At 60.5% G+C, this 22,157-nt stretch carries 20 protein-coding genes and 1 riboswitch; of the genes, 7 read left to right on the top strand and 13 right to left on the bottom strand.

Annotated elements, in window-relative coordinates; all coding sequences use genetic code 11:
* Positions 1 to 14: 14 nt before the first annotated feature.
* The 5 genes from BUE09_RS13010 to BUE09_RS12990 form a co-directional block, all read right to left on the bottom strand.
* Positions 15 to 2,156: a two-component system response regulator gene (locus BUE09_RS13010; protein WP_073301343.1), complete on the bottom strand. Its 2,142-nt coding sequence runs from the start codon at positions 2,154 to 2,156 to the stop codon at positions 15 to 17.
* Positions 2,157 to 2,246: 90 nt separating this feature from the next.
* Entirely contained in the window at positions 2,247 to 5,954 is a 3,708-nt protein-coding gene (locus BUE09_RS13005; RefSeq protein ID WP_073301342.1) for a CHASE domain-containing protein, read from the bottom strand.
* A 154-nt stretch (positions 5,955 to 6,108) separates the two neighbouring features.
* Positions 6,109 to 6,765: a YiaD family glycine zipper/OmpA-like lipoprotein gene (locus BUE09_RS13000; protein ID WP_073301341.1), complete on the bottom strand. Its 657-nt coding sequence runs from the start codon at positions 6,763 to 6,765 to the stop codon at positions 6,109 to 6,111.
* 306 nt (positions 6,766 to 7,071) lie between these two features.
* The gene (locus BUE09_RS12995) at positions 7,072 to 8,754 is read right to left on the bottom strand and encodes a fatty acid--CoA ligase (protein WP_073301340.1); all 1,683 of its coding nucleotides are present in this window, start codon (positions 8,752 to 8,754) and stop codon (positions 7,072 to 7,074) included.
* 156 nt (positions 8,755 to 8,910) lie between these two features.
* On the bottom strand, positions 8,911 to 9,540 hold the full coding sequence (locus BUE09_RS12990; RefSeq protein ID WP_073301339.1) for a LysE family translocator: 630 nt from the start codon (positions 9,538 to 9,540) through the stop codon (positions 8,911 to 8,913).
* A 61-nt stretch (positions 9,541 to 9,601) separates the two neighbouring features.
* Here BUE09_RS12990 and BUE09_RS12985 point away from each other — a divergent pair, with 61 nt between their 5' ends.
* The 4 genes from BUE09_RS12985 (at position 9,602) to BUE09_RS12970 (ending at position 12,999) form a co-directional block, all read left to right on the top strand.
* Complete coding sequence (locus BUE09_RS12985; protein ID WP_073301338.1) at positions 9,602 to 10,564, top strand: 2-hydroxyacid dehydrogenase; 963 nt, start codon at positions 9,602 to 9,604, stop codon at positions 10,562 to 10,564.
* 57 nt (positions 10,565 to 10,621) lie between these two features.
* Positions 10,622 to 11,620, top strand: a complete 999-nt coding sequence (locus BUE09_RS12980) for a class I SAM-dependent methyltransferase (protein ID WP_073301337.1) — start codon at positions 10,622 to 10,624, stop codon at positions 11,618 to 11,620.
* Positions 11,621 to 11,667: 47 nt separating this feature from the next.
* A riboswitch (yybP-ykoY riboswitch) is annotated at positions 11,668 to 11,769 on the top strand.
* 114 nt (positions 11,770 to 11,883) lie between these two features.
* Positions 11,884 to 12,471, top strand: coding sequence for a TMEM165/GDT1 family protein (locus BUE09_RS12975; RefSeq protein ID WP_073301336.1), 588 nt, complete (start codon positions 11,884 to 11,886; stop codon positions 12,469 to 12,471).
* An 84-nt stretch (positions 12,472 to 12,555) separates the two neighbouring features.
* On the top strand, positions 12,556 to 12,999 hold the full coding sequence (locus BUE09_RS12970) for an ester cyclase (RefSeq protein ID WP_073301335.1): 444 nt from the start codon (positions 12,556 to 12,558) through the stop codon (positions 12,997 to 12,999).
* Positions 13,000 to 13,031: 32 nt separating this feature from the next.
* Here BUE09_RS12970 and BUE09_RS12965 read toward each other — a convergent pair whose 3' ends face one another.
* The 4 genes from BUE09_RS12965 to BUE09_RS12950 all read right to left on the bottom strand — a co-directional run bounded on the left by BUE09_RS12965 (position 13,032) and on the right by BUE09_RS12950 (position 15,098).
* Positions 13,032 to 13,841 carry a M48 family metallopeptidase gene (locus BUE09_RS12965; protein ID WP_073301334.1) on the bottom strand — a complete coding sequence of 270 codons (810 nt, stop codon included), beginning with the start codon at positions 13,839 to 13,841 and terminating at the stop codon, positions 13,032 to 13,034.
* 130 nt (positions 13,842 to 13,971) lie between these two features.
* Positions 13,972 to 14,592, bottom strand: a complete 621-nt coding sequence (locus BUE09_RS12960; protein ID WP_073301333.1) for an SOS response-associated peptidase — start codon at positions 14,590 to 14,592, stop codon at positions 13,972 to 13,974.
* A gap of 63 nt (positions 14,593 to 14,655) precedes the next feature.
* Positions 14,656 to 14,916 (bottom strand): putative signal transducing protein, encoded by a 261-nt coding sequence (locus BUE09_RS12955; protein WP_073301332.1) that lies wholly within the window; start codon positions 14,914 to 14,916, stop codon positions 14,656 to 14,658.
* Entirely contained in the window at positions 14,916 to 15,098 is a 183-nt protein-coding gene (locus BUE09_RS12950) for a CPXCG motif-containing cysteine-rich protein (RefSeq protein WP_073301331.1), read from the bottom strand. The genes BUE09_RS12955 and BUE09_RS12950 overlap by 1 nt, the downstream gene beginning before the upstream one ends.
* Positions 15,099 to 15,297: 199 nt before the next feature.
* On the opposite strand from BUE09_RS12950, the gene BUE09_RS12945 reads away from it, so the two are divergent.
* Positions 15,298 to 16,461: a 1-acyl-sn-glycerol-3-phosphate acyltransferase gene (locus BUE09_RS12945; RefSeq protein WP_172830717.1), complete on the top strand. Its 1,164-nt coding sequence runs from the start codon at positions 15,298 to 15,300 to the stop codon at positions 16,459 to 16,461.
* A 27-nt stretch (positions 16,462 to 16,488) separates the two neighbouring features.
* Here the strand turns inward: BUE09_RS12945 and BUE09_RS12940 are convergent, their stop codons facing one another.
* Entirely contained in the window at positions 16,489 to 16,764 is a 276-nt protein-coding gene (locus BUE09_RS12940) for a hypothetical protein (protein ID WP_231975566.1), read from the bottom strand.
* Between the two features lie 431 nt (positions 16,765 to 17,195).
* Between BUE09_RS12940 and BUE09_RS12935 the strand changes: the two genes are divergently transcribed.
* Positions 17,196 to 18,572 carry a DUF1329 domain-containing protein gene (locus tag BUE09_RS12935; RefSeq protein ID WP_073301329.1) on the top strand — a complete coding sequence of 459 codons (1,377 nt, stop codon included), beginning with the start codon at positions 17,196 to 17,198 and terminating at the stop codon, positions 18,570 to 18,572.
* Between the two features lie 291 nt (positions 18,573 to 18,863).
* On the opposite strand, the gene BUE09_RS12930 is transcribed toward BUE09_RS12935, so the two are convergent.
* Positions 18,864 to 19,448 carry a YajG family lipoprotein gene (locus tag BUE09_RS12930; protein WP_073301328.1) on the bottom strand — a complete coding sequence of 195 codons (585 nt, stop codon included), beginning with the start codon at positions 19,446 to 19,448 and terminating at the stop codon, positions 18,864 to 18,866.
* Positions 19,449 to 19,610: 162 nt separating this feature from the next.
* Between BUE09_RS12930 and BUE09_RS12925 the strand changes: the two genes are divergently transcribed.
* Positions 19,611 to 19,823 (top strand): hypothetical protein, encoded by a 213-nt coding sequence (locus tag BUE09_RS12925; RefSeq protein ID WP_073301327.1) that lies wholly within the window; start codon positions 19,611 to 19,613, stop codon positions 19,821 to 19,823.
* Between the two features lie 55 nt (positions 19,824 to 19,878).
* On the opposite strand, the gene mqo is transcribed toward BUE09_RS12925, so the two are convergent.
* Together mqo and BUE09_RS12915 are read right to left on the bottom strand one after the other, a co-directional pair.
* A complete protein-coding gene (gene mqo, locus BUE09_RS12920; protein ID WP_073301326.1) occupies positions 19,879 to 21,390 on the bottom strand; it encodes a malate dehydrogenase (quinone) in 1,512 nt (503 codons plus the stop codon).
* A gap of 306 nt (positions 21,391 to 21,696) precedes the next feature.
* The gene (locus tag BUE09_RS12915; protein WP_073301325.1) at positions 21,697 to 21,984 is read right to left on the bottom strand and encodes a PA4642 family protein; all 288 of its coding nucleotides are present in this window, start codon (positions 21,982 to 21,984) and stop codon (positions 21,697 to 21,699) included.
* Positions 21,985 to 22,157: the final 173 nt, after the last annotated feature.

The following is a 22,157-nucleotide window of genomic DNA, read 5'->3' as shown; positions in this document are numbered from 1 at the left end:
CCGACCGGCCGGTACTAGCCGGCCGGTCGATTTTCTAGTTGCAGCCAGTCGATTGACCGCGGAAATTCCAACGCATCCTCGACGGCCAACCCAGGCGCGACCAGAAAACCCTGCATCACCTGACAGTCATGGGCGATTAGCCACTCGCGCTGGGCCAGGCTTTCAACGCCTTCGGCAATCACCTCCAGGCCCAGATTACGGCCCAGATCGATAATGGTGCTGACCACCGCGGCATCGCGTGGCGAATCAAGCATGTTGGCGATGAACAGGCGGTCGATCTTCAGCGTATCCAGATCGAAATGGCGCAGGTAAGCCAGCGACGAGTAACCGGTGCCGAAATCATCCACCGCTACCCTGACACCCAGCTCGCGCAACTGCCGAAGCTTGTCACAGCTCTGTTCCAGATCCTGCATCAGTGCGCCTTCGGTGACCTCCAGTTCCAACTGGCGAGGATCGAGCTGATACTCATCGAGCAGCCGACGCAACTCGTCGATCAGTCCGGCCCTGCCGAACTGCACCGGGCTGACGTTGAAGCTCAGCACCAGCTTGTCGCCGAATCGCTCACGCCAGTCGCGGCACTGAGCCAGCCCTTCACGCAGCGCCCACTCGCCGACCCGATCAATCAGCCGGGTCTCTTCCAGCAAGGGGATGAACACACTCGGTTCGACCGCACCGCGTCCCGCGTAATTCCAGCGCAACAAGGCCTCGAACCCACGCAGCTCACCGGTCTCGAGCACAACCTGTGGCTGGTAAGCCAAGGCGAAACCATTGCGTTCAATGGTGCTGCGCAGGTTCTCTTCCATCATCAGGCGCGCATGGGCCCGCCCGTTCATCTCACCGGAAAAGAAGCGATATTGCTGCCGGCCGTTGCGCTTGGCCTCGTACATGGCCATATCCGCCGAGCGGAGCAGCTCCTCGACGCTCTGGCCGCAGTCGGGGAAATGCGCGATGCCGATACTGGCGCCGAGCGTGACGTCGGTCCCTTCGATGGTATGTCGAACCGAAATCAGCTCGATAAGCTTCTCAGCAACCTTGGCGGCATCTTCCGGGTTATCCAGCGAGTCGAGCAACGCGGTGAACTCGTCTCCGCCCATCCGCGCGATGATGTCGTAGGGCCGCATGCAGGCCTCGAGCACACGCGCCACGCGGCAGAGGATCTCGTCACCGGCATCGTGCCCCAGCGAGTCGTTGATGCGCTTGAAGCCATCGAGGTCGATATAGAGCACAGCCATGCGTTTGCCGTTCCGGTCGACTCTCGCCAGAGCCGAATCCAGTGCCTGATGAAAGCCGCGCCGATTGAGCAGTCCGGTCAGCGAGTCGGTTACCGCCTGGGTCTCCAGCTGCACGTGCAGACTGCGCACCACCGACATGTCCAGAGCAATCACTACCATTGAGCGCTGTTGTCGAGGCAGTGGTGACGACGACAATGCGACCGGTAGCGTTTCGCCGTTGGCGGTGAACAGCTGCGCCTCATGAAGACGATAGGTATGACCGCTACGCCAATGCTGGTAGAAGTCGGTGTCGCGCCAGGCCGGTGGCATCTGCGGCGAAGCCAGATGTTTGATCAGCGCGGTACCTTGCAGATCATCGACGCTGGTATGCAGCATTTTGGCGATCGCCGGGTTGGCGAAGTTGATGAAACCATCCTCACCCACCACCAGAATGCCTTCTGCGGCATTGCTCAGTACCGACGCGTTGAACGCTCGTGCACTGTCGAGCTGCTGGCTGAGTACCTGCAAATCACGTCGATTGTGCTCATGACTGAGCAGCGTATTGATCTTGTGTTTGAGTACTTGCGGATCGAACGGCTTGAGAATGAAATCTACCGCACCGGTTGCGTAGCCACGCAGCACCGATTCACGGGTGTGCGCGATGGCCGAAACAAAGATGATCGGCGTGTAGCGCGAGTGCGGGCTGCCGCGCATCAGGCGGGCCACTTCGAATCCATCCATGCCCGGCATCTGCACATCCAGCAACACCAGCTCGACATCCAGATCAAGCAACGCCTGCAGCGCGGCTTCGCCAGAGTTAACCGTGTGGACCTGCCAGTCACCGTCGCCGAGCAAGGCCTCCATGGCGACCAGGTTCGCCTCGCGATCATCGACCACCAACAATGTGCGGGTTCGAGGCTGAGCTTGGGGTTGCGACCACGCCATCAGCCGAGCTCCCGGCACAGCACGGTTCTGTTTCCGTTACCGACGTTGGGGGCGCCAGTTCGGCTTGAACGATGCGTCACACACTTCTCCTTACGGGCTTGCATAAGGGCCATCAGTACGCTCCAAACGTCGCAGCAGCTCAACCAGCCTAGCGCTATCGACCGGTTTGAACAGGATGTCGTCGGCACCGGCCGGAAGCTTCTGCTCTGTCACAGCGGTATCAGAACCGACTGTCATCGCCACAATCGGCACCTGACAACCATAGTCGTTTCTGAGCTGATGGATCAGTGCTGGGCCGCCGTTATCCGGCATGGCCAGATCCACCAACGCCAGATCGAACGCATCTTGATCGAAGCGTTCCAGCGCCTCGGCACAGCTCGTCACCGGCACCACCTGCAGTCCCTGTTCGTCGAGCACGGCGCTGATGGCGTAAATTGCCCGCACATCCGAGTCTACCAACAACACGCGCTGTCCCAGCAGGGGGTGTTCCAGTTCACCCATTCCCCACGCGGCAGCATCAACCCCAACGGGCTTAAGTGCATCTTCCATATGCTCCATTCCTTCAGTTTTTGACAACGCAACCGCTGAATAACGCTTAAGCCGCTGCAGATTCTTTTCCGATAACGTATCTCGGCTGGTCAGGATCACCCTGACGTCTTTTAGTGAGCGCAGGCGGTCGAGCGCATCAAGCAGCTCCAGCCCGTTTTCGCCAGGAAGATCAAAGTCGATGATCAGCACCGAATATCGGTGCTCAGCATAGGCCAGCCGCGCCTCTTCGCTGCGATGGCATTCGCTGACCCGATAACCGATCCGCTCGAAATACTCACGCAGTTGACGGCGCCGCTCCAGATCGGTTTCAACCAGCAGCAACCGAGTCGAATTGCTTTCCTGCCGCGATAGATCGACGAACAGCCGCTCCAGCTCTGACTGAGCCACGGGCTTGAGCAGGTAGCGTGAACTGTCGTCCGACCAGCCCTGCGGCTGTGGCACGCAGGAAATGATGTATATCGGCGTACCCCGATGCCTGGGGTCGGCTCGCAATGCTCGGTGGACCTGCCAGCCGCTGATGTCAGGCAGCAGAACGTCCAGGATCACCGCCGCAAAACGGTCGTGAGCGAGCGCATCCAGCCCCTCTTGTCCGCTACCGCAGATAATGCTGGAAAAACCGTGGGACTGCGCGACCTCCGCCACTACCGAGGCAAAATCGGCATCGTCCTCGACAATCAGCAGACCGCCACCCTGGCCACGCTGTTGATACGGTCGTAGCGTCCGGACCTCCGGCGTCGCAGAGGCTTTCATCGGCAACTCGACGGTAAAACTGGAACCCTGCCCCAGCGAGCTTGTGAGGCGAATCCCGCCCCCCAACACTTCGGCCAGTTGCCGTGCGATTGCGAGCCCCAGGCCCGTGCCGCCGTATTGACGGCTGATCGAGCCGTCGATTTGCTGGAAGGCTTGGAAGATCCGTTCCTGCTGATCTTCTGCAATGCCGATACCGGTGTCGGTCACACAGATCTGCAACATGGCTTCATCGGCAGGACTCTCAGCCGGCCGGCTGCTCACGTGGACATCAACGGAGCCCTGCTCGGTGAACTTCAGCGCATTGGTCACCAGGTTGCGCAAGATCTGCTGCAGCCGCGCGCGATCAGTAATGATCGACGGAGGAACGCCCGGGTCGATCCGGCTCGTGAGGGACAGTCCGTTCTCATCCGCCATCGGCTGCAGCCCAGCCAGCAGCTCTGCCAGAATCTCGCCGAGGTCGAGCGGCTCCGACTTGATCTCCATGTGACCGGCTTCGATCTTGGCCAGATCAAGCACGTCATTGATCAGCTGGAGTAGATCGTGGCCGGCCCGATGCATGATGTCGGCGTGGCGAACCTGCTTCTCGGTCAGGTTGCTCGCCGCATTCTGTCTCAACTGATCGCTCAGGATAAGAATGCTATTAAGCGGCGTGCGCAGTTCGTGCGACATATTGGCGAGAAACTCAGATTTGTAGCGGTTGGCGATCAGCAGCTCATTCGCCTGATCACGCAAACGCCGCTCCGCTGCTTTGCGATGAGCGATATCGATCACCACCGCCTGCACCAGCTGCTCGTCGCCACTGCGCAATGGCGACAGGCCAACCTCCACAGGCAGCAAATGGCCATCCCGGTGGCGCCCGAAGAGCTCGCGATTCTCACCCAGGCGACGTGATTCGGGCGCCTGGCCGAAACGGTTGCGCACCTCGGCATAGGTTTTGCGCATCGACTCGGGGATCAGTATTTCAACCGGCTGACCTAACAGCTCTTGGCGGCTATAGCCGAACAGCAGCTCGGTCTGACGGTTAACCATCACAATCTGCCCGTCACGATCGAACAGCAGAAAAGCGTTCGGCGAGGCTTCCACCACATTGCGGAAGCGCTCTTCGTCACGCTTGCGCTGCTGCAGGTCCACGAGATTGAGCAGATAGTGAACGGTCTCGTCCCGCTTGAAACTGGTCAGACTGAGCGAAACAGGAATGGGGGTGCCGTCTTCCCGCAGCGCGTGGCTCTCCTGTTGATTGGCGTCCAGTTGGTTCCCATCAGTTGGATCCTGCAAAACTCCGGGTATGTAGTGGCTGAGGCGCTCACCCGCGAGCAGGCCCGCACTGCTACCCAGCAGCGCAGCGGCGCTCTGGTTGGCTAACTCTATGCGTCCTTCATCGCTACACAGCACCGTTGCTACTGGCAGCTGTTCGATCAGCTGGCGGAACCATGCCTCCCGCTCTTGAAGCTGCGCGCCGAGCGCCTGACTACTGCGCAGGGTCCGTTCGCGTAAATAAAGGTAGCCGCCAATCAACAGAGAAAATAATGCGGCTGCGGTCAGCGCCGCAGTAAGGTTGAAGGCCCGCCCCACCCGGTTGAGAATGGCTTCGTATTCCGGTGTGCTGGCCACTTCCAACTGCCAGCTACGGCCGTACATGTAAATGTTGCGAACACGATGGAAGCCAGCATCGATGCTCACCGGAGCGCGCCCCACCAACAAAGGCTCGTCTGGCGCGGCGGCGTCGAAGAGCTGCAACTGAAACAGCTTGCTGCGCGAACCCAACACCCCTTCCATCAGATCGGTAAGCCGAAACGCACCGTGAAGCGATCCGGCAAATGCTTCCTGGCGCTCTTCCAAAGTTGTTATCGGAGCTCGAGTGCGATAAAGCGGCAGGTACAGCAGAATCCCGATCTGCGCATTGTGCTCGGTTTCCTGCTTGAGCCGCACCGGCCCGGTGAGCATCGGAGTGCCGATATTGCGAGCGGCCATAACGGCTTCCCTGCGCGTCGCCTCACTCAGCATGTCGAAACCCAGCACCCGGCGATTACGCCAATCGAGCGGATGGATGAAATCCACGATCAGGTAATCGCTGCGCTCACCGCGGGGATACATGCGAAATTCGCTACGGCCGTTGTCGCGTATTGCGGAAATGACCGATTCCAGATTATCCGCGCGCGCATAGCGAGCCAGGGCAATGGCCTGGATGCCGGGGTAGAAATCCTGAAGCTGAAGCTGATCGGAAGCCCGATTCCAGTCCTGCAGACTGACCTCATCACTGCCGACGAAAAGTCCGGCCAGCCCTCGCAGCACCATCTCGTACGCGCGCATGCGCTCACGCAGATTGCTTTCGATGTCATTGACCGCCAGATTGAATCGCTGGGCCTGCTCAGCACGCACTCGCATTTCCTGAACATGCCACTGCCAGCCGATCCATCCTCCGAGCCCCGACATCAGGGCCAGCGTCACTACCAATGGCAGCCAAGGCTTACGAGAATGGAGAGCGGAACGATCATCCATTCGACCTCCTCAGTGCCACAACTATGGCTCGCTGTCAGGAGCTTCAGAGTCATGGATTGCTCAGAGGTTCAATTGAAACGACAAAAGCTGTAAAGCTGACGCCATCAAAATGGCACAGGCAGAATCCGCATCGACATCGCCTGTGCCTGGCCGCTTAAAGTGGTCGCAGATTGATCTCGACGCGGCGGTTCTGCGCACGCCCGGCAGCGCTGTCGTTGCTGGCAATCGGCTGACTCGAGCCTGCGCCATAAGATGATATACGCGACGCCGGCACGCCGTTGCCTTCCAGATAGGCCGCCACACTACGGGCGCGGCGATTGGAAAGATCCTGGTTGAGTTGCTGCGAGCCGGTACTGTCGGTGTGACCGATGATGTCGATACCGTTCTTGTTGAACTCTTTGAACACCTGCACCAGCGAATTGAGTGTTGGATAGAAGCTGCTGGAGATATCGGCCGAGTTGCTGGCGAAGGTGATGTTGCCCGGCATGATCAGCGTCAGGTTATCGCCTTGGCGCTGGACCTGTACGCCGGTGCCCTGCAACGTCTGGCGCAGCTTGGCTTCCTGGGTATCGACGTAGTAACCATAGCCGCCGCCAGCAGCACCGCCGACTGTGGCTCCGATCAATGCGCCTTTGGCACGATCCTTCTTGCTGGAGGTGGCCGCGCCGATCACTGCTCCACTGATCGCACCGATGCCGCCATAGATGCCGGCCTTGCCAGCTTCGCGTTCACCGGTATAGGGATTGTTGGTGCAGCCGACCAGCAGCGCAAGGGTGGCGGCGAGTGCGGTCAGGTTACTGATCTTCTTCATATCTACTTCCTTCATCTGCGGGACGCCAGCCTGTTACAGCACGGGCTGGAATGCGACGTTAGGGTAACACCCGCCCGCCCGTGGAACCGGAACGCCCCGACGAACCCGAGATGTCCAGGCGCCTAGCATCTGCTGGAATCCTGCTTTCGCACGCTGGACGTCCCGACAGGTCACAGCAACATACAGCCGGCTGGGCAAGCCGGCTCTCGACAAAGCTATCAGTAGCGTATGCGGCAGATGTCCTGACGATGCCGCGACGGACCAGAAGGTCGCAGCATGATCAGCCTACGCAGCGAAAGCCTGGTATCAGACCGAAGAGATGGCGCTACTGCCCTCCTCGACCCAGCGCGCGATGTCGACGCGGATACGCTTTTTGTCGAGCTTGCCCACGCTGGTTTTGGGAATATCCTCAACCACGGCGATCTGCTGCGGAATGGCCCATTTATTGATCTGGCCCTGCGCCACGGCGGGTTCAAGGAACACCTGCAATGATCGCGCATCCAGCTGCTTGCCGTCGCAGAGCACCAGCAGCGCAAAGGGTCGCTCGCCCCAACGCTCATCCGGCACACCCACCACCGCGACGTCGCGCACTGCCTCGTGCCGGCTGATCAGACCTTCGAGCGCCAGAGACGATATCCACTCGCCACCCGTCTTGATCACGTCCTTGATGCGATCACGAATGTCGATATTGCCCATTTCATCAAGGGTGGCGACGTCACCGGTATGCAACCAACCACCGGCCCACAGCTCTTCGCTCTTCTCCGGATTACCCGCATAGCCTTGCGTCAGCCAGGGCGCACGAAGCACCAGTTCACCCTGGGACACGCCATCGGCAGGCAGGAAGCTGCCGTCCGGCGCCTGAATTGCCGCATCGACCAGCACCACCGGAATCCCGGCCTTGAGACGGTAGGTAATCTGCTCGTCCTCGCTGGCATTGCGCAGCTCGTCGTTGATATGAGCCCCGGAAATCAGCGGACAGGTTTCCGACATCCCATAGGCCGCCACCAATTGCATGCCGCATGCCCGCGCCGACTCGTACAGGCCGCGGGTAAGCGCACTGCCGCCGATGGTGATCTTCCAGCCGCCGAAGTCGGTGCCCTGCGCCGCCCTGGCTTTGAGCAGCATCTGCACGATGGTCGGTACGCAATGAGAAAAGGTGACTTTCTCTCGACGCCAGAGCTCGATCAGCAGCTCAGGATCATAGCGCCCCGGATAAACCTGCTTGAGGCCCAACATCGTCGCCACATAGGGCAAACCCCAGGCGTGCACGTGGAACATCGGTGTGATCGGCATATACACATCCCCAGCCGCCATCAGCTGAGGATTTTCGCGGCAGCCGACCGTCACCGCGCCTGCGAGCGTGTGCAAGACCAGCTGGCGGTGCGTGAAGTAGACGCCCTTGGGGTCGCCAGTGGTGCCAGTGGTATAGAAGGTGGTCGCCACCGAGTTTTCATCGAAGTCGGGAAAATCGTAACTCGCCGCTGCGGCCGCCAGCAGCGTTTCGTACTCACCGACGCAGTTCGGCAAATCGCACTGTTTATCCTCGGCGTCGGTGATCAGCAACGTCTTGTCCACCGTCGTCAGCTGCCCGGCGATGGCGTGATACAGCGGCGCAAACTCGCTGTTAACCAGAACGAAGCGATCCTCGGCGTGATTCATGGTGTAAAGAATCTGCTCGGGCGATAGGCGCACGTTAATGGTATGCACCACCGCACCGATCATCGGAATCGCAAACATGCATTCCAGGTAGCGATGGCTGTCCCAGTCCATCACCGCCACGGTGTCGCCCGCCTTCACCCCCGCATCTGTCAGCACGTTGGCGAGCCGAGCGATGCGCTCACCGAGGGTGCGATAGTCGAAACGCAGCTGATCGCGATAGACGATTTCGCGCGTGCGCTCGTAGCGCTGCCCCGATAGCAGCAAGCTCTTGATCAACAGGGGGTACTGGTAGGCATTCGCGGCGGGTTTGATCACTCGTGTCTGCAGCATAGGGCTTCCTGTTATTGATGTTATGAGACACACGCTAGACGTTTATGCGGCCACCGGTGCGACGCTCGGCCGTGCCGCTCTCGTTTCGAACCACCGATGTCGCGGTTGTTCTTACTGTTGCGACATCACGATGCAACGGCCGGCGAGCAAGCTTGATCAAGCGATCTCGCTTGCCGCCAACCGAACACCAAGGCCGATCAGCACCGCACCCGTGACACGATCGAACCAGTGCCCCATCCGGGCAAACCCGGCCCGCACACGCTCGCGGCTGAACAACCAGGCCACCAGGCAGAACCACACGCCGGTCGCGCCAGCCAGATATAACCCATAGGCTGCCTGAACGGCGAGTGGGGTATGGGGGTCGATAACTACGGTGAATAGCGACAGAAAAAACAAGGTCGCCTTGGGATTCAAGCCATTGGTGACGAAACCAACGGTAAAAGCGCGTCTTGGGCTAATCGCAACACTGGACGCAGATGATGCAAGGTTGTCTACCGCGACGGGCTTGGCGCGCAGCGCCTGAAAACCGAGATAGAACAGGTAGCCTGCCGCTAACCATTTGAAAAGGTTGAATAACACGATCGACTGCGAGACGATCAGACCAATGCCTAACAGTGAATACCCCACGTGCAGCAAGATGCCGCTGCCGACACCGATGGCCGTCCAGCTGCCGCTGCGCTGACCGCGGGCAACGCTTTCGCGCACGACTACCGCAAAGTCAGGCCCGGGGCTGGCGACAGCGAGTAAGTGAACCAGCGCCACAGTGAGAAACTCCATCCAGTACATCTAGCGACTCCGTTACTTCCGGGGCGGGACGTCCGCCCGCTGATTCATACGAGTAAAGTCCATGAGCAAGTACCGCGCTGTATTCCTTGATCTATCACCGCTCGACCAGGGCGATCTGGACCTGGCCCCGCTGCAGTCCGCCTTTGCTGAGCTGACCTGCCATAAGAAGACCAGCGAAACGCAAATCATCGACCGACTGCAAGGCGTGGAAGTTGCCATCGTCAACAAGGTCACCTTGAGCGACGCCACGCTGGCCGCCTGCCCGGATCTGAAACTAATTCTGGTCGCCGCCACCGGCGTCAACAACATCGACCTGGCCGCAGCCAAACAGCGCGGCATTGCGGTATGCAACTGCCAGGCTTACGGCACGGCTACCGTGGCCCAACACACGCTGATGCTACTGCTCGCACTGGCCACGCGACTACCCGATTATCAAGCCGCCGTGGCCCGCGGCCGCTGGCAGGAAAGCGGACAGTTCTGCCTGCTGGATTTCCCCATTGTGGAGTTGGCGGGCAAGACGCTCGGCGTGCTCGGCCACGGTGAGCTGGGCGGCGCCGTAGCCAAGCTCGCCGAGGCGCTGGGCATGCGTGTGCTGACCGGCAACCTGCCCGGGCGCCCGCCTCGTCCAGACCGACTGGAACTGGACGAGTTGCTGCCACAGATTGATGCCCTGACCCTGCACTGCCCCCTCACCGAGCAAACACGCAACCTCATAGGAGCCCGCGAACTGCAGCTGATGAGACCCGCCGCGTTCGTCATCAATACCGCTCGCGGCGGCCTGATCGACGAGCAGGCACTGGCCGACACCCTGCGAAGCGGCCACCTGGGCGGCGCTGCCACCGATGTGCTGATCAGCGAACCACCGAGCAACGACAACCCGCTGCTGGCTGCGGACGTGCCGCGGCTGATCGTGACGCCCCACAGCGCCTGGGGCAGCCGCGAAGCCAGACAACGTATCGTCGGCCAGCTCTGTGAGAACGCGGAGGCATTCTTCGCAGGCAGCCTCAAGCGCCAGGTAGGCTGACGCTTCTGCAGCCGGGGACAAGGCTGGTAAGCTCGCCAGCTTTTGTCCGGAGGCATCATGGATCCTCGAAGCGAAGTACTGCTGCGCCAGGCCGAACTGTTCAGCGGCGACCTGCTGCTTGCCGGGCTTCCCGCAGACGACCTGCTCGGCCAACTGCCTGGGGCCATTGGATGGAGCTGGCACGCCGGGACGCAACAAAGACTGCAGGCGCGTTTCGCCGAGCGTTGCATATTCGGTATCGAGCCGCCCACCGCCTCGTTCGACGGCGCCGTTCTGTTTCTGCCCAAGTCTCGGGAACTGACTGATTACCTGCTGAGCGCGCTGGCCGCCAGATTGCCGGGCCGTCTGCTGTATCTGGTGGGCGAGAAACGTGCCGGCGTGGAGCGAGCCGCGAAACAACTGGCCCCGTTCGGCGAAGCGAAAAAACTCGACAGTGCCAGGCATTGCCAGCTCTGGCAGGTCAGGGTCACAAATAGCCCACCGACTCCAGAATTACAGGCTCTGGCTCAGCGCTTCGAGCTTCCACTCGCGGACGGCCCGCTGCAGATCGTCAGCCTGCCTGGCGTGTTCAGCCATGGCCGTCTCGATCGCGGTACCGCCCTGCTGCTGGAGCAGCTCGATGGGCTGCCAGCCGGCCGGCTGCTGGATTTCGGCTGCGGCGCGGGCATCATTGGGGCGTCGCTGAAAAGACGGTATCCGGACAGTGAAGTGGTGCTGCTGGATGTCGACGCTTTTGCAGTCGAAAGCAGCCGCATGACCCTCGCTGCCAATAATTTACAGGCTCAGGTGATCGCCGGGGACGGCATCGATGCTGCCCCGCAAGACTGCACCGCCATCATCAGCAACCCACCGTTTCATCAGGGCGTTCACACGCACTACGAGGCCAGCGAAACGTTACTGCAACGCGCGGCCAGTCATCTCCGGCCGGGTGGCGAGCTACGACTGGTAGCCAATGCGTTTCTCAAGTATCCGCCCCTGATCGAAACCCATCTGGGTCGTTGCGAAACGCTGATCAGCGCGGACGGCTTCCGCATCTACCGTGCGCAACACCCCTGATCCGCCAACGCCCCGGCTTGCGCAACGCGCCACGCTTGGGCAAACTCGCGCCCGTCCTGGGGGAGTAGTCTCCGGCAAGCTCCCTGCTTGCCTGGCATGCGTCAACATACTTGGTCCACAGACCATGGTGCATGCGACCCGCGCGGCTTGTCTCGGCAGCCAGCGCTCGGTTTGACAAGACCCATGACACGTACCCCTGACCCGGGGCGGGCAGGCAGTGCGTGTCATGGTGATCAGTCGACCCGCCCCCGCAAGGAAGTCCGTTGGAATCGTTCTACATCCCCACCCTGATCGTCGCACTCGCTGAGATTGGCGACAAAACGCAATTGCTCGCCCTTTTGCTGGCCGCCCGCTACCGACGTCCAATGCCCATCATCTGGGGGATTGTGGTCGCCACGCTGGCTAACCATGCCGCTGCAGGGGCCATCGGCAATTGGGTTTCGTCACTGCTCTCGCCTGCCATTCTCAGCTGGATTCTGGCCGCGTCCTTCGCCGCCGTTGCCCTGTGGACACTGGTGCCCGACAAACTCGAGGAAGAGGAAGCCTCGCGCGGTCGACGCTTCGGCCCCTTCGTGGCGACACTGATCGCTTTTTTCCTTGCCGAGATGGGCGACAAAACGCAGATCGCGACCGTCATGCTGGCAGCCCAGTATCCCGATTTCATTCTGGTGATCATCGGCACGACACTCGGCATGCTGATCGCCAATGTGCCGGTGGTACTGGCGGGCAACTTCGCCGCCGACCGCATGCCACTGACACTGATTCGCCGAATCGCCGCCGTCGGCTTTGCCGGTTTGGCGCTGTACGCCGTCTATCAGGCCCTCAGCTTGAGCGGCATGCTTCCAGTCTGATACCCAGCGCAAATTGCCTCGCCACGGGTGCTGTTAGAGTGCGCGTTTGCCGCATTCTGGCGGCGCTTGAGGGGAGCAGGCTGCATGTCACCGGAGGAACGAAAACGGCGGGTTCGGCAGCACATCGATCTGAGCTGGGGCAAGGGCCGACTGGCATTGGCCGAACAGCTGCAGAGCCGTTACTTCAGCTATAGAAGTTCGTTCATCTCGCAGCCGGTCAACAGTGCCGGCTTCGGTCTGTTGGTGCGGGAGATCCGCCAAGCCATTCCGGACCTGGAAGTCGCGGTAGATGAATGCCTCAGCGAAGGCAATCGCGTGGTGACCTCCAGCACGCTGTTCGGCACCCTGGAGAAACCCGTGTTCGGCCTCGCACCGAGCGGCAAGATTCTCACGGTCGCCGCGATGTCGATCTGGACGCTCAATCCGAGCGGCGACATCGAGGAGATCAACACGCTGTTCGACCTGGAAAGCGCCCGTAGCCAGCTAGGCCTGGAGAGCCCACTTCCAATCAAGCTGCCGCCGACCTGAGAGCGCCAGCGGCATCTGCATCTGCATCTGCATCAGCGGCCCTGTTTATACAATGGCATCACCTTCGGAATATTTTCCTGCAGCGCCTGCGTACGACTGCCAGAAGAAGGATGGGTGCTGAGGAACTCCGGCGGGGCGGAGCCGCCAGCCGCCGCCATCTTCTGCCACAGAGTGACCGCTGCATTCGGGTTGTAGCCAGCCCGCGCCGCCAGCTCCAGACCGATCAGGTCAGCCTCATTTTCGTTGCTGCGGCTGTTGGGCAGCGTCATCAGGTACTGCACTCCCATGTTGGCCAACTGCAGACTGCCGTTACCAATTCCGACCGCCGAGCCAATTTGAGTGGCCATCTGCACACCATAAGCCTTGGACATGGCCTCACGACCGTGCTCACGCAACGCATGGGCAATCTCGTGCCCCATGACTGCGGCAATCTCGTCATCGGTCAGCTTGAGCTTTTCGATCAGCCCGGTGTAGAAGATGATCTTCCCGCCTGGGCCGGCATTGGCGTTCAGCTCTGGGCTGTCGATAACGTTCACGTCCCAGTCCCACTGCGCCGCATCAGGCCGGAAAGTCTTGACCTCGGCGATCAGCCTGCTGGCGATCCGGTTGACCCGCTGAGCCACCGGCGAATTGTTCTCGAGTACACCTTTATTCTTGGCTTCAGACACCGTCTGCTGATACGACTGCGCATACATCTGATTGACCTGGTCGGTCGACAGCATGCTGAACATGTACTGCTTGCGGTCGACGCCGACGGCACCGCTGCTGGTGGTGTTGACGGCCTGGCAACCGGCAAGCGTGGCGGCCGCTAGAAAGAGGCTGAGTGAATGCGGCTTGAACATGTCGCGTCTCCCGTGAATTCTGCGCCGTATGCTAGAGCGTGCCAACGCAGCGGGCAACCGACTCGCAGCCCACCGCCCCAGGGCCCGCCTGATAGCGCGTGACTCCTCTTTCGAGAGCCACTGCCAATGGCTAGTTCACTGGCGTCAGGCACTCCGGCGCATCCAGCTTGGGATCATTGACGAAGGTCGCCAAAGGACGCTCGCGTAATGCCGGCTGCGGTGCAGTCAACAGCTGCTGCAGTGTTCCCATTGGGGCATGCGGGTCGAGCCAGGCAGTCATGCCGGCCTGATCCAGCACCAGCGGGCGCCTCTGATTCGCTGCCGGACGCGTCACCACAGCCGCACTGAGGTAGGTGTGGCCCTCGACCGGATAGGCCTCCCACACCGCGGCGAAATACATCAGTGAATCTTCGGCCGTCATCCAATAGGGTCGCTTGCGTGCCGTGCCCCGCCATTCATAAAAGCCGTTGGCTGGTAGCACGCCTCGACGCAGGCGGAAGGCGTCACGAAACATCGGCTGCTCGGCCAATGTTTCCGCCCGTGCCTGAGCTGGCGTGCGGGTGAAGTCGCTCAGCCACGCAGGGGTCAGCCCCCAGCGAACACTGCTCAGCTGCAGCTGGTCTTCAACCTGCCGAAGCAGCAGCACCGAAGCGCCAGGCGCCAGACTCCAGTGCGGTTGCTGATCAGGCGGGAAACCGGGCAGCGCAGCGAAGGCGGGACTCCAGCGAAACAGGGCATAGCGGCCACACATGTACAAAGGACTCGATGAGAAAAGGGGCGAAGGCCAACTACCGTGACGTCGCTCGGACCGCATTCAGCAGATAAGCTCGCCCGGGTAGCTTTCCGGCTCGTCGCCGGGCAGCGGTTCGGCGCCATTGTACTCAGCGATCAACTGCCGCGCGCGCTCGACCTCGTCATCGGCGACCATCAAGCCGAGCAGACCGGCGACAGGCAGCTCACCTACCGCACCGATCAGATGCCTGCCATTGAGATAAACCTCGATGCCTTCAGCAACCAGCATGCCTCGCAGCATCTCCGCCTCGAGCAGGTCACGCGGTTCGTATATTCGCTGCACTAGTCATCCTCCCGCCGCACATCGAGCTGCCAGTCACGGCCATCGGTCCGTAAATCGAACACGATCGGTCGGCAGCAGACCGAGCAGTCTTCGATGTACTGCTGGTCGCCACCGCTCAGATCGAGTAGCGCCTCCACCACTTCGCCACAATACGGGCATTGATAGTCCTGTGATTCCAGCATCAGCGTCTCCTGCGTGACTTGCCGCTATAATCGCCGTCCGGAGTCTGTAGAGATGCCCCGGTGCGCACTTGTGGCGGACCCGACCGGTACCGCGCAACATCATCCGAACCCGCGCAGTGATCGCGTCCAGGTATCCACAGACCTAACTTTGACCCTTGAGCGATTGGGTTATTCAGTTGTTACCCTTACAGAGAACATGATGGACGAATTCGAAGCCATCCGACCCTACGCCGATGCTGAAGTCCCCGCTGTCATGGCACGGCTGTTCGCCGACCGGGAATTCCTCGACATACTGGCGCATTTCCGCTTTCCGCGGCTGGCTGGCCCGATGGGCTGGATGCTCAAACCACTTATAGCGCAACGACTGCGGCGCGAGTTCGCCACCATTCATTCGATCGACACGCTGCAGGCGCGAATCGAGATGTATCTCGAACGCACCATCGAGCGCGCCACAGACGGCATCACCTATTCCGGCCTGGAAAAACTGCGACCGGGCTGCGCCTATTTGTTCATCGCCAACCACCGCGACATCGTGATGGACCCCGCTTTCGTCAACTATGCGGTGTTTCAGGCCAAGATGCGCACGCCGCGCATCGCCATTGGCGACAACCTGCTGCAACGGCCCTTCGTCAGCGATCTGATGCGACTCAACAAGAGCTTTATCGTGCGCCGCTCGGTCACCGGGCGACGCGAAAAACTCGCGGCTTATCAGCTGCTTTCGGCCTACATCAACCACTCGATTCGCAACGACGGTGAGTCAATCTGGATTGCCCAGGCCGAAGGGCGGGCAAAGGACGGTGACGACCGTACCGATTCGGCGATTCTGAAAATGCTGCACATGAGCCGCAAGGACGAGCCCTTTTCCGAGGCATTGGCGAGCCTGCAACCAACACCGGTGTCGATCAGCTATGAGTACGACCCCTGCGATCAGGCCAAGGCGCGCGAGCTCTATATCCGAGCTAGCACCGGTAGCTACACCAAGGCGCCTGGCGAGGATGACACCAGTATTGCCCTCGGCATCACCGGCTATAAAGGTCGGGTGCACGTCAGTTTCGGTACACCCATCAGCGAGGTGCCGGAAGATGCCAAGCAGCTGGCGGCCGATATCGACCAGCAGATCCTGACTGACTACCGTCTGTTTCCGGTGAATTTCCTGGCGCATCGGATGTGGGAGCATCGCGACCCGGCGCTGGCGATACCTGAACTCAGCGAGCTGTTCAGCCGCGCGGAAATCGAACGGGCCGAGGCCGAATGGGGCAAGCGCCTCGCTGCATGCCCAAGCGTGCAACAGCCCTACCTCATCCAGCAATACGCCATGCCGGTGCGTAACCAGTACCGCTTGAAAGCTGGCTTGAGCCTGTAGGACACACAGCACAAGCCCGACTGATCGTCAGCTCAGTCGGGTAAGCGAAGAAAGCAGGCAGGCCAATCCCAGACTGCTGAAACCAAAGCCATAGAAAAACCGGTCAAGACGCCGGGTTGCCGCCGCAGCACCCTGTTCAATAGCACAAGTGTGTGACCCTGCATGGGAGGCCGCGGCGTTCGACAGCTGTCGACGCCAGCGTGTCGCCAGCACCAGCCAGGCACCGCTGAGCGCGATCAGCAGCGCCAGTGAGTTGACCAGCGGCGCAACCCGCGCCAGCATCAAAACATCGAAATCGAACAACAACCATCTTCTCCGTTGGACCGATAACCTGCAGGCCAGGGCGGCCGCACGCTGCGGCAGCGGAGTCTACCGAAACGGCTTGACCGGTTCAGCTGGATTCCGACAGAACGGAACACAACCAAGCGATGGCAATTTGCCGGGTATTTGCGCCATTTATGCAGATATGCCCCGTCTCGATTGTTGACTTATAGTCCCTTTCAGCTTCACCCTCATCTCGCCTCGAACAACCGAAATAGAGCGTGCGCCTGGCTTGAGCAACCAGACGGGACTGCCGCGGGTCGGGCAAATGGCAACTTGTGATCGCTGCGTCTCTGACGTGAATACCGGGCCGACGGCCCGCCACCTCCTTTGTGGAAGTCGCCACCTGCAAGCGCCGCGCTTACGGCATCGCTTGCAGCGCATCAGTTACCAAGAATCAACAGGACCAGACAATGAACAAGAATAGGTTTAAGACGGGGGCCCTTACACTCTCTTTGCTGGCAAGCGCTGTGCTGGCAAGCGGAGCCATGGCTGCAGTATCCGAGTCCGAAGCGGCCAAGCTGGGTAACAGCCTGACACCGATGGGCGCCGAGAAAGCAGCCAACGCCGCCGGAACCATTCCCGCCTGGACCGGCGGTTTGGCAACCGACGCTGCGGCAGTCGGCGAGAATGGCTTCGTCAGCGATCCTTACCCGAACGACAAGCCGAAGTTCACCATCACGGCGCAGAACTTCGAGCAGTACAAGGACAACCTGAGCCCTGGGCAGATCGCCATGCTCAAGCGCTACCCCGACACCTATCGCCTGCCGGTCTTCGAAACCCATCGCAGCGCAGCCGTGCCTCAGCGGATCTATGACGCTGCCCAGAAGAACGCGACCCAGACCAAACTGGTCCGCGGCGGCAACGGGCTTGAAAATTTCGACACTGCGGTTGCCTTTCCGATTCCTCAGGATGGCCTGGAAGTGATCTGGAACCACATCACTCGCTATCGCGGGGGCTCGGCCCGCCGCACCGTGGCGCAGGCCACTCCGCAGGTGAACGGTAGCTACAGCCTGGTCAAGTTCGTCGACGAAGTCGTCTACACCGATACCCTGACCGACTACAACGCCGAGAAACACGGCAATGTGTTGTTCTACTTCAAACAACAGGTGACCGAGCCCTCGCGACTGGCCGGCAACGTGCTGCTGGTGCACGAGACCCTGGACCAGGTCAAAGAGCCGCGCATGGCGTGGATCTACAACGCCGGTCAGCGCCGCGTGCGCCGCGCCCCGCAGGTCGCTTACGACGGTCCGGGCACCGCTGCCGACGGGCTGCGCACCTCCGACAACCTGGACATGTTCAACGGTGCACCGGATCGCTACAACTGGAAGCTGGTCGGCAAGAAGGAGATGTACATCCCCTACAACGCCTACCGTCTGGACTCACCGCAGCTCAAGTACGACGACATCATCAAGCCCGGTCACATCAACCAGGATCTGACCCGCTACGAGCTGCACCGCGTGTGGGAAGTCGAGGCGACACTGAAGCCCGGTGAGCGTCACATCTATGCCAAGCGTACGTTCTTCATCGACGAAGACACCTGGCAGGCTGCAGTGATCGATCATTACGACGGTCGCGATACGCTTTGGCGCGTTGCCGAGGCGCATGCCGAGTACATCTACAGCGACCAGGTCCCGCTGTACGCCATGGAGACGCTGTATGACCTGGTCTCCGGTCGTTACCTGGTGATGGGCATGAAGAACGAGGAAAAGAACCCCTACGTCTACAACTACAAGGCCAACTCCAACCAGTACACCCCGGCGGCGCTGCGTAATTCCGGCGTACGCTAAGCCACACCGCTAAGAGAAACGCCCCGACATACTCGGGGCGTTTTTTTTCGCACTTACATAAGCGCAATGGCTGGTATGGGTTAGCTGCGTCGCTGTCCGCTAACGCGCGCAAACGACAGTACGCATCAGGCGCATCGCTGTGCTCGCGCGAATCTCTTGCTTCGCTTACTGCACCTGGGCGACACGGTTCAAGCACATTGCCGAAGAGCCCCAGCGACGCCTAAAACAAAAACCCCGCCGAAAAGGCGGGGTTCTGATCTGTCGCTCGCAACCGACTGGGCTATTTGCAACTCACTGCGCCAGTACCTGGCCGATGTTCTGATCGCGGAAAGTGCGGGTCAGCGCATCGCTCAACACATCGGATACCAGCTTGGTGTTGGTCTGCTCATTGGGCGCCATGCCGAAACGCTGATTCAGAGAAGCGCCATAGCGACCCGTGTAGCGACGGCCACCGTTCTGGACCTCCACGCGGAAGGTAGCGCCAATGGTGGCCTCGGTGACATACAGGCCTTCCTTCGGTGACTGATATTTCAGTTCAGCCAGGGTCAAGGTCAGCTGCGGTGCGTTGTAGGCGTTGGCCGATGGCGTGAAGCCCAGCAGGCGGACCGCTGCTTCAGCTTGAGCCTGCAGCTTTGGAACGACTTTTTCTTTCGGCACGATCACCGCACTGGTTTCCGGATACAGGCCGCCGCGGGTGCCCAGGGTAGCTGAGGGACGTCCATCTACCACACGCACCACCACCGGTTGCCCTTGGCCGACCGGGTTGATGGTATCGGTGAGCTTCGGGCTCGGATCAAGTTGTTGAGGACTATGGGCGCAGCCGGCAAGCGCCAGTGCTGACGCGGCGGCGAGGCTGAACAACAGGCGTTTCAGCATGCTGCTTACTCCAGGTTAGGGATGGATGGCGCGCAGTATAACCAGCACCGCAACCGCCTGACAGTGATGCGCTAAAGACCGCCTGCGGACCTGCCGCGTTCCATTCATCCAACCGTAACGTCCTACTGCGATAACAGCGCGAGGCCCAACGAGCGCTCGGTCATGTCCTTATTCAAAACCCTGTTTCGGCACCGCCCACCGCGTCACTACGCCTTGCTGGATGACCAGAATCGCTGCCGCATGCTGCTGACCGCCAAAGAGCGCCCTCATGGAGGACGCTGGGTCGAAATAGCGGAAATTCGTCTTGGCTGGATCGGTAAGCCGCTGCCTGGAGCAGGTCTACAGCAACGCTCCGACCCTATCCCGCAGGCATAAAAAAAAACCGCGCGCCTTAGCGGCAGCGCGGTTTGCTCACATCGCTTGCTGGTGGCTAGTCGGCCAGTCCCAGATGCTTGTCGACCTTCGAGACCACGTCGCGGTAGACCGCCGCATCGGTTTCGAGAACCTTCTCGCGCGCGGGGAATATCTCCGCGAGCTTGCTGCCCCAAGCTTCGCTCTTGGCCTGCTCGGGGAAGCAGCGCTCGATCAGGTCGAGCATGATCGATACGGTGACCGAGGCGCCTGGCGAGGCGCCCAGCAGTGCGGCAATCGAACCGTCCTTGGACGACACCAACTCGGTACCGAACTGCAGGATGCCGCCCTTTTTCGCGTCTTTCTTGATGATCTGTACGCGCTGTCCGGCCACTTCCAAGCGCCAATCTTCGGCTTTGGCCTCGGGATAGAAGCCGCGCAGCGTGTCCAGGCGGTCGTTCATCGACTGCCGGACTTCCTTGATCAGGTAGCGGGTCAGGTCCATGTTGTCGCGCGCCACAGCCAGCATCGGCTTGAGGTTACCCGGACGGATCGACATCGGCAGATCGAGCGACGAGCCATGCTTGAGGAACTTGGTGGTAAAGCCGGCGTAGGGGCCGAACAGCAGCGACGTCTTGCCATCCACGACGCGCGTGTCCAGATGCGGAACCGACATGGGCGGTGCGCCTACCGCCGCCAGGCTGTAGACCTTGGCCTGATGCTGTTTGACAATTTCCGGGTTGTCGCAACGCAGCCACTGACCGCTGACCGGGAAACCACCGTAACCCTTGCCTTCTTCGATATCGGACATCTGCAGCAACGGCAGCGCTGCACCGCCAGCACCGAGGAAGACGAAGCCGGCGTTGAGCTCACGGCTGCTACCGTCACGGGTGTTCTTGATCTCTACGCGCCAGCCCTTGCCGTCGCGAGCCAGACCGGTGACCTTTTGGAAATATGACATCTTTACGCCGGGCTTGACCGCCAGATACTGCAGCATCTGCCGGGTCAGCTCACCGAAGTTGACGTCAGTGCCATTCATCGCACGGGTCGCGGCGATCGGCTCGTCCAGCGGACGGCCCGGCATCATCAGCGGCATCCACTCTTCCATGGTCGCGCGGTCTTCGCTGTAGACCATGTCTTCAAAAGCGTGGTGAGTTTTCAGCGCATCGAAGCGGCGCTTGAGAAAATCGATGTTCTTGGCGCCCCGCACAAAGCTCAGATGCGGCACCGCATTGAGGAAGTCGCGCGGGCTGCCGAAACCTTCACGGCCCGTCAGGTAGGCCCAGAACTGCTTCGACACTTCGAATTGGGTATTGATGGTGACGGCTTTCTTGATGTCGATCGAACCGTCTTTGCTGTCCGGGGTGTAGTTCAACTCACAGAGCCCGGCATGGCCGGTGCCGGCATTGTTCCAGGGATTCGAACTCTCGACGGCCCCGGATTCCTGCAGTTCGACAATCTCCAGCCTGATGTTGGGATCGAGTTCCTTGAGCAGTACTGCCAGAGTCGCACTCATGATGCCGGCTCCCACCAGCACCAAATCCACGGCTTCGCTATCGTGTTGCGTCATTAACGCGTTCTCCAGAATCACAGCATTAAACTGTCACGACCGCAGTACGCGATCATGTAGAACCACCAGCCTGGCGGCTAGAAACGGAGGAGGTTTCTATACCGCTGCTCGGGCTTGTGCCCGAAGGCAGGAACTCGAGAGCACCTACCCGCTGTCGGGAGAACGGCTTTTGGCCTCCTCCCTCTCGCGCCTCTACTTCCCGGAGCGGGGCTACAAGCCTGGGCTCTACGGGACGCGTGCAGCGAGAAAATCTATTGCGGCTGCCGATTGCTCAGCCAGGGCATGCGGGGACGCGTGCTGCTTGAGTCTCGACTGTTACAGACAAACTCAGCCGCGCGCAGCCTCGATCAGCTCGATATAGGGCTCGGCCTGACGCTGATCTGCGATTAAGGAAACGAAGTCTTGCCCCCTGGCGTCCTTCACATTCAGGTCGTATCCGGCTTCGACAAAGAATCCGAGAAAACGCTCGAAATCATCGACCCGCAACCCGCGATAAGCCTTGATCAGCTTGTGTAACGACGACGGCGTGCCGTCAGTCGGTTCCAGCTCGAGAAACAACTTGATCGACTCATCGCTGACTTCCTCGCCGATCACCTTCTTCTTGTCTTTACGCATGGTTTCTCCGGTACGAGGGGCCTTTCGGGGGCGGCAGTTTACTCTGCGCGACGGGCGCACTCAACGCGCCCGAGCCCGATACGACCAAGGTCGTACAGGAAAATCCGCGATTTAACCGCGATGTTGCGTTCGCGCAGGCCCGGCTGTATTACCAGCGCTTATACTGGCGCTTT

This window comes from Stutzerimonas xanthomarina DSM 18231 (assembly GCF_900129835.1).
Classification (GTDB): Bacteria; Pseudomonadota; Gammaproteobacteria; order Pseudomonadales; family Pseudomonadaceae; genus Stutzerimonas; species Stutzerimonas xanthomarina.
This window is presented reverse-complemented; position numbering and strand designations above follow the sequence as displayed.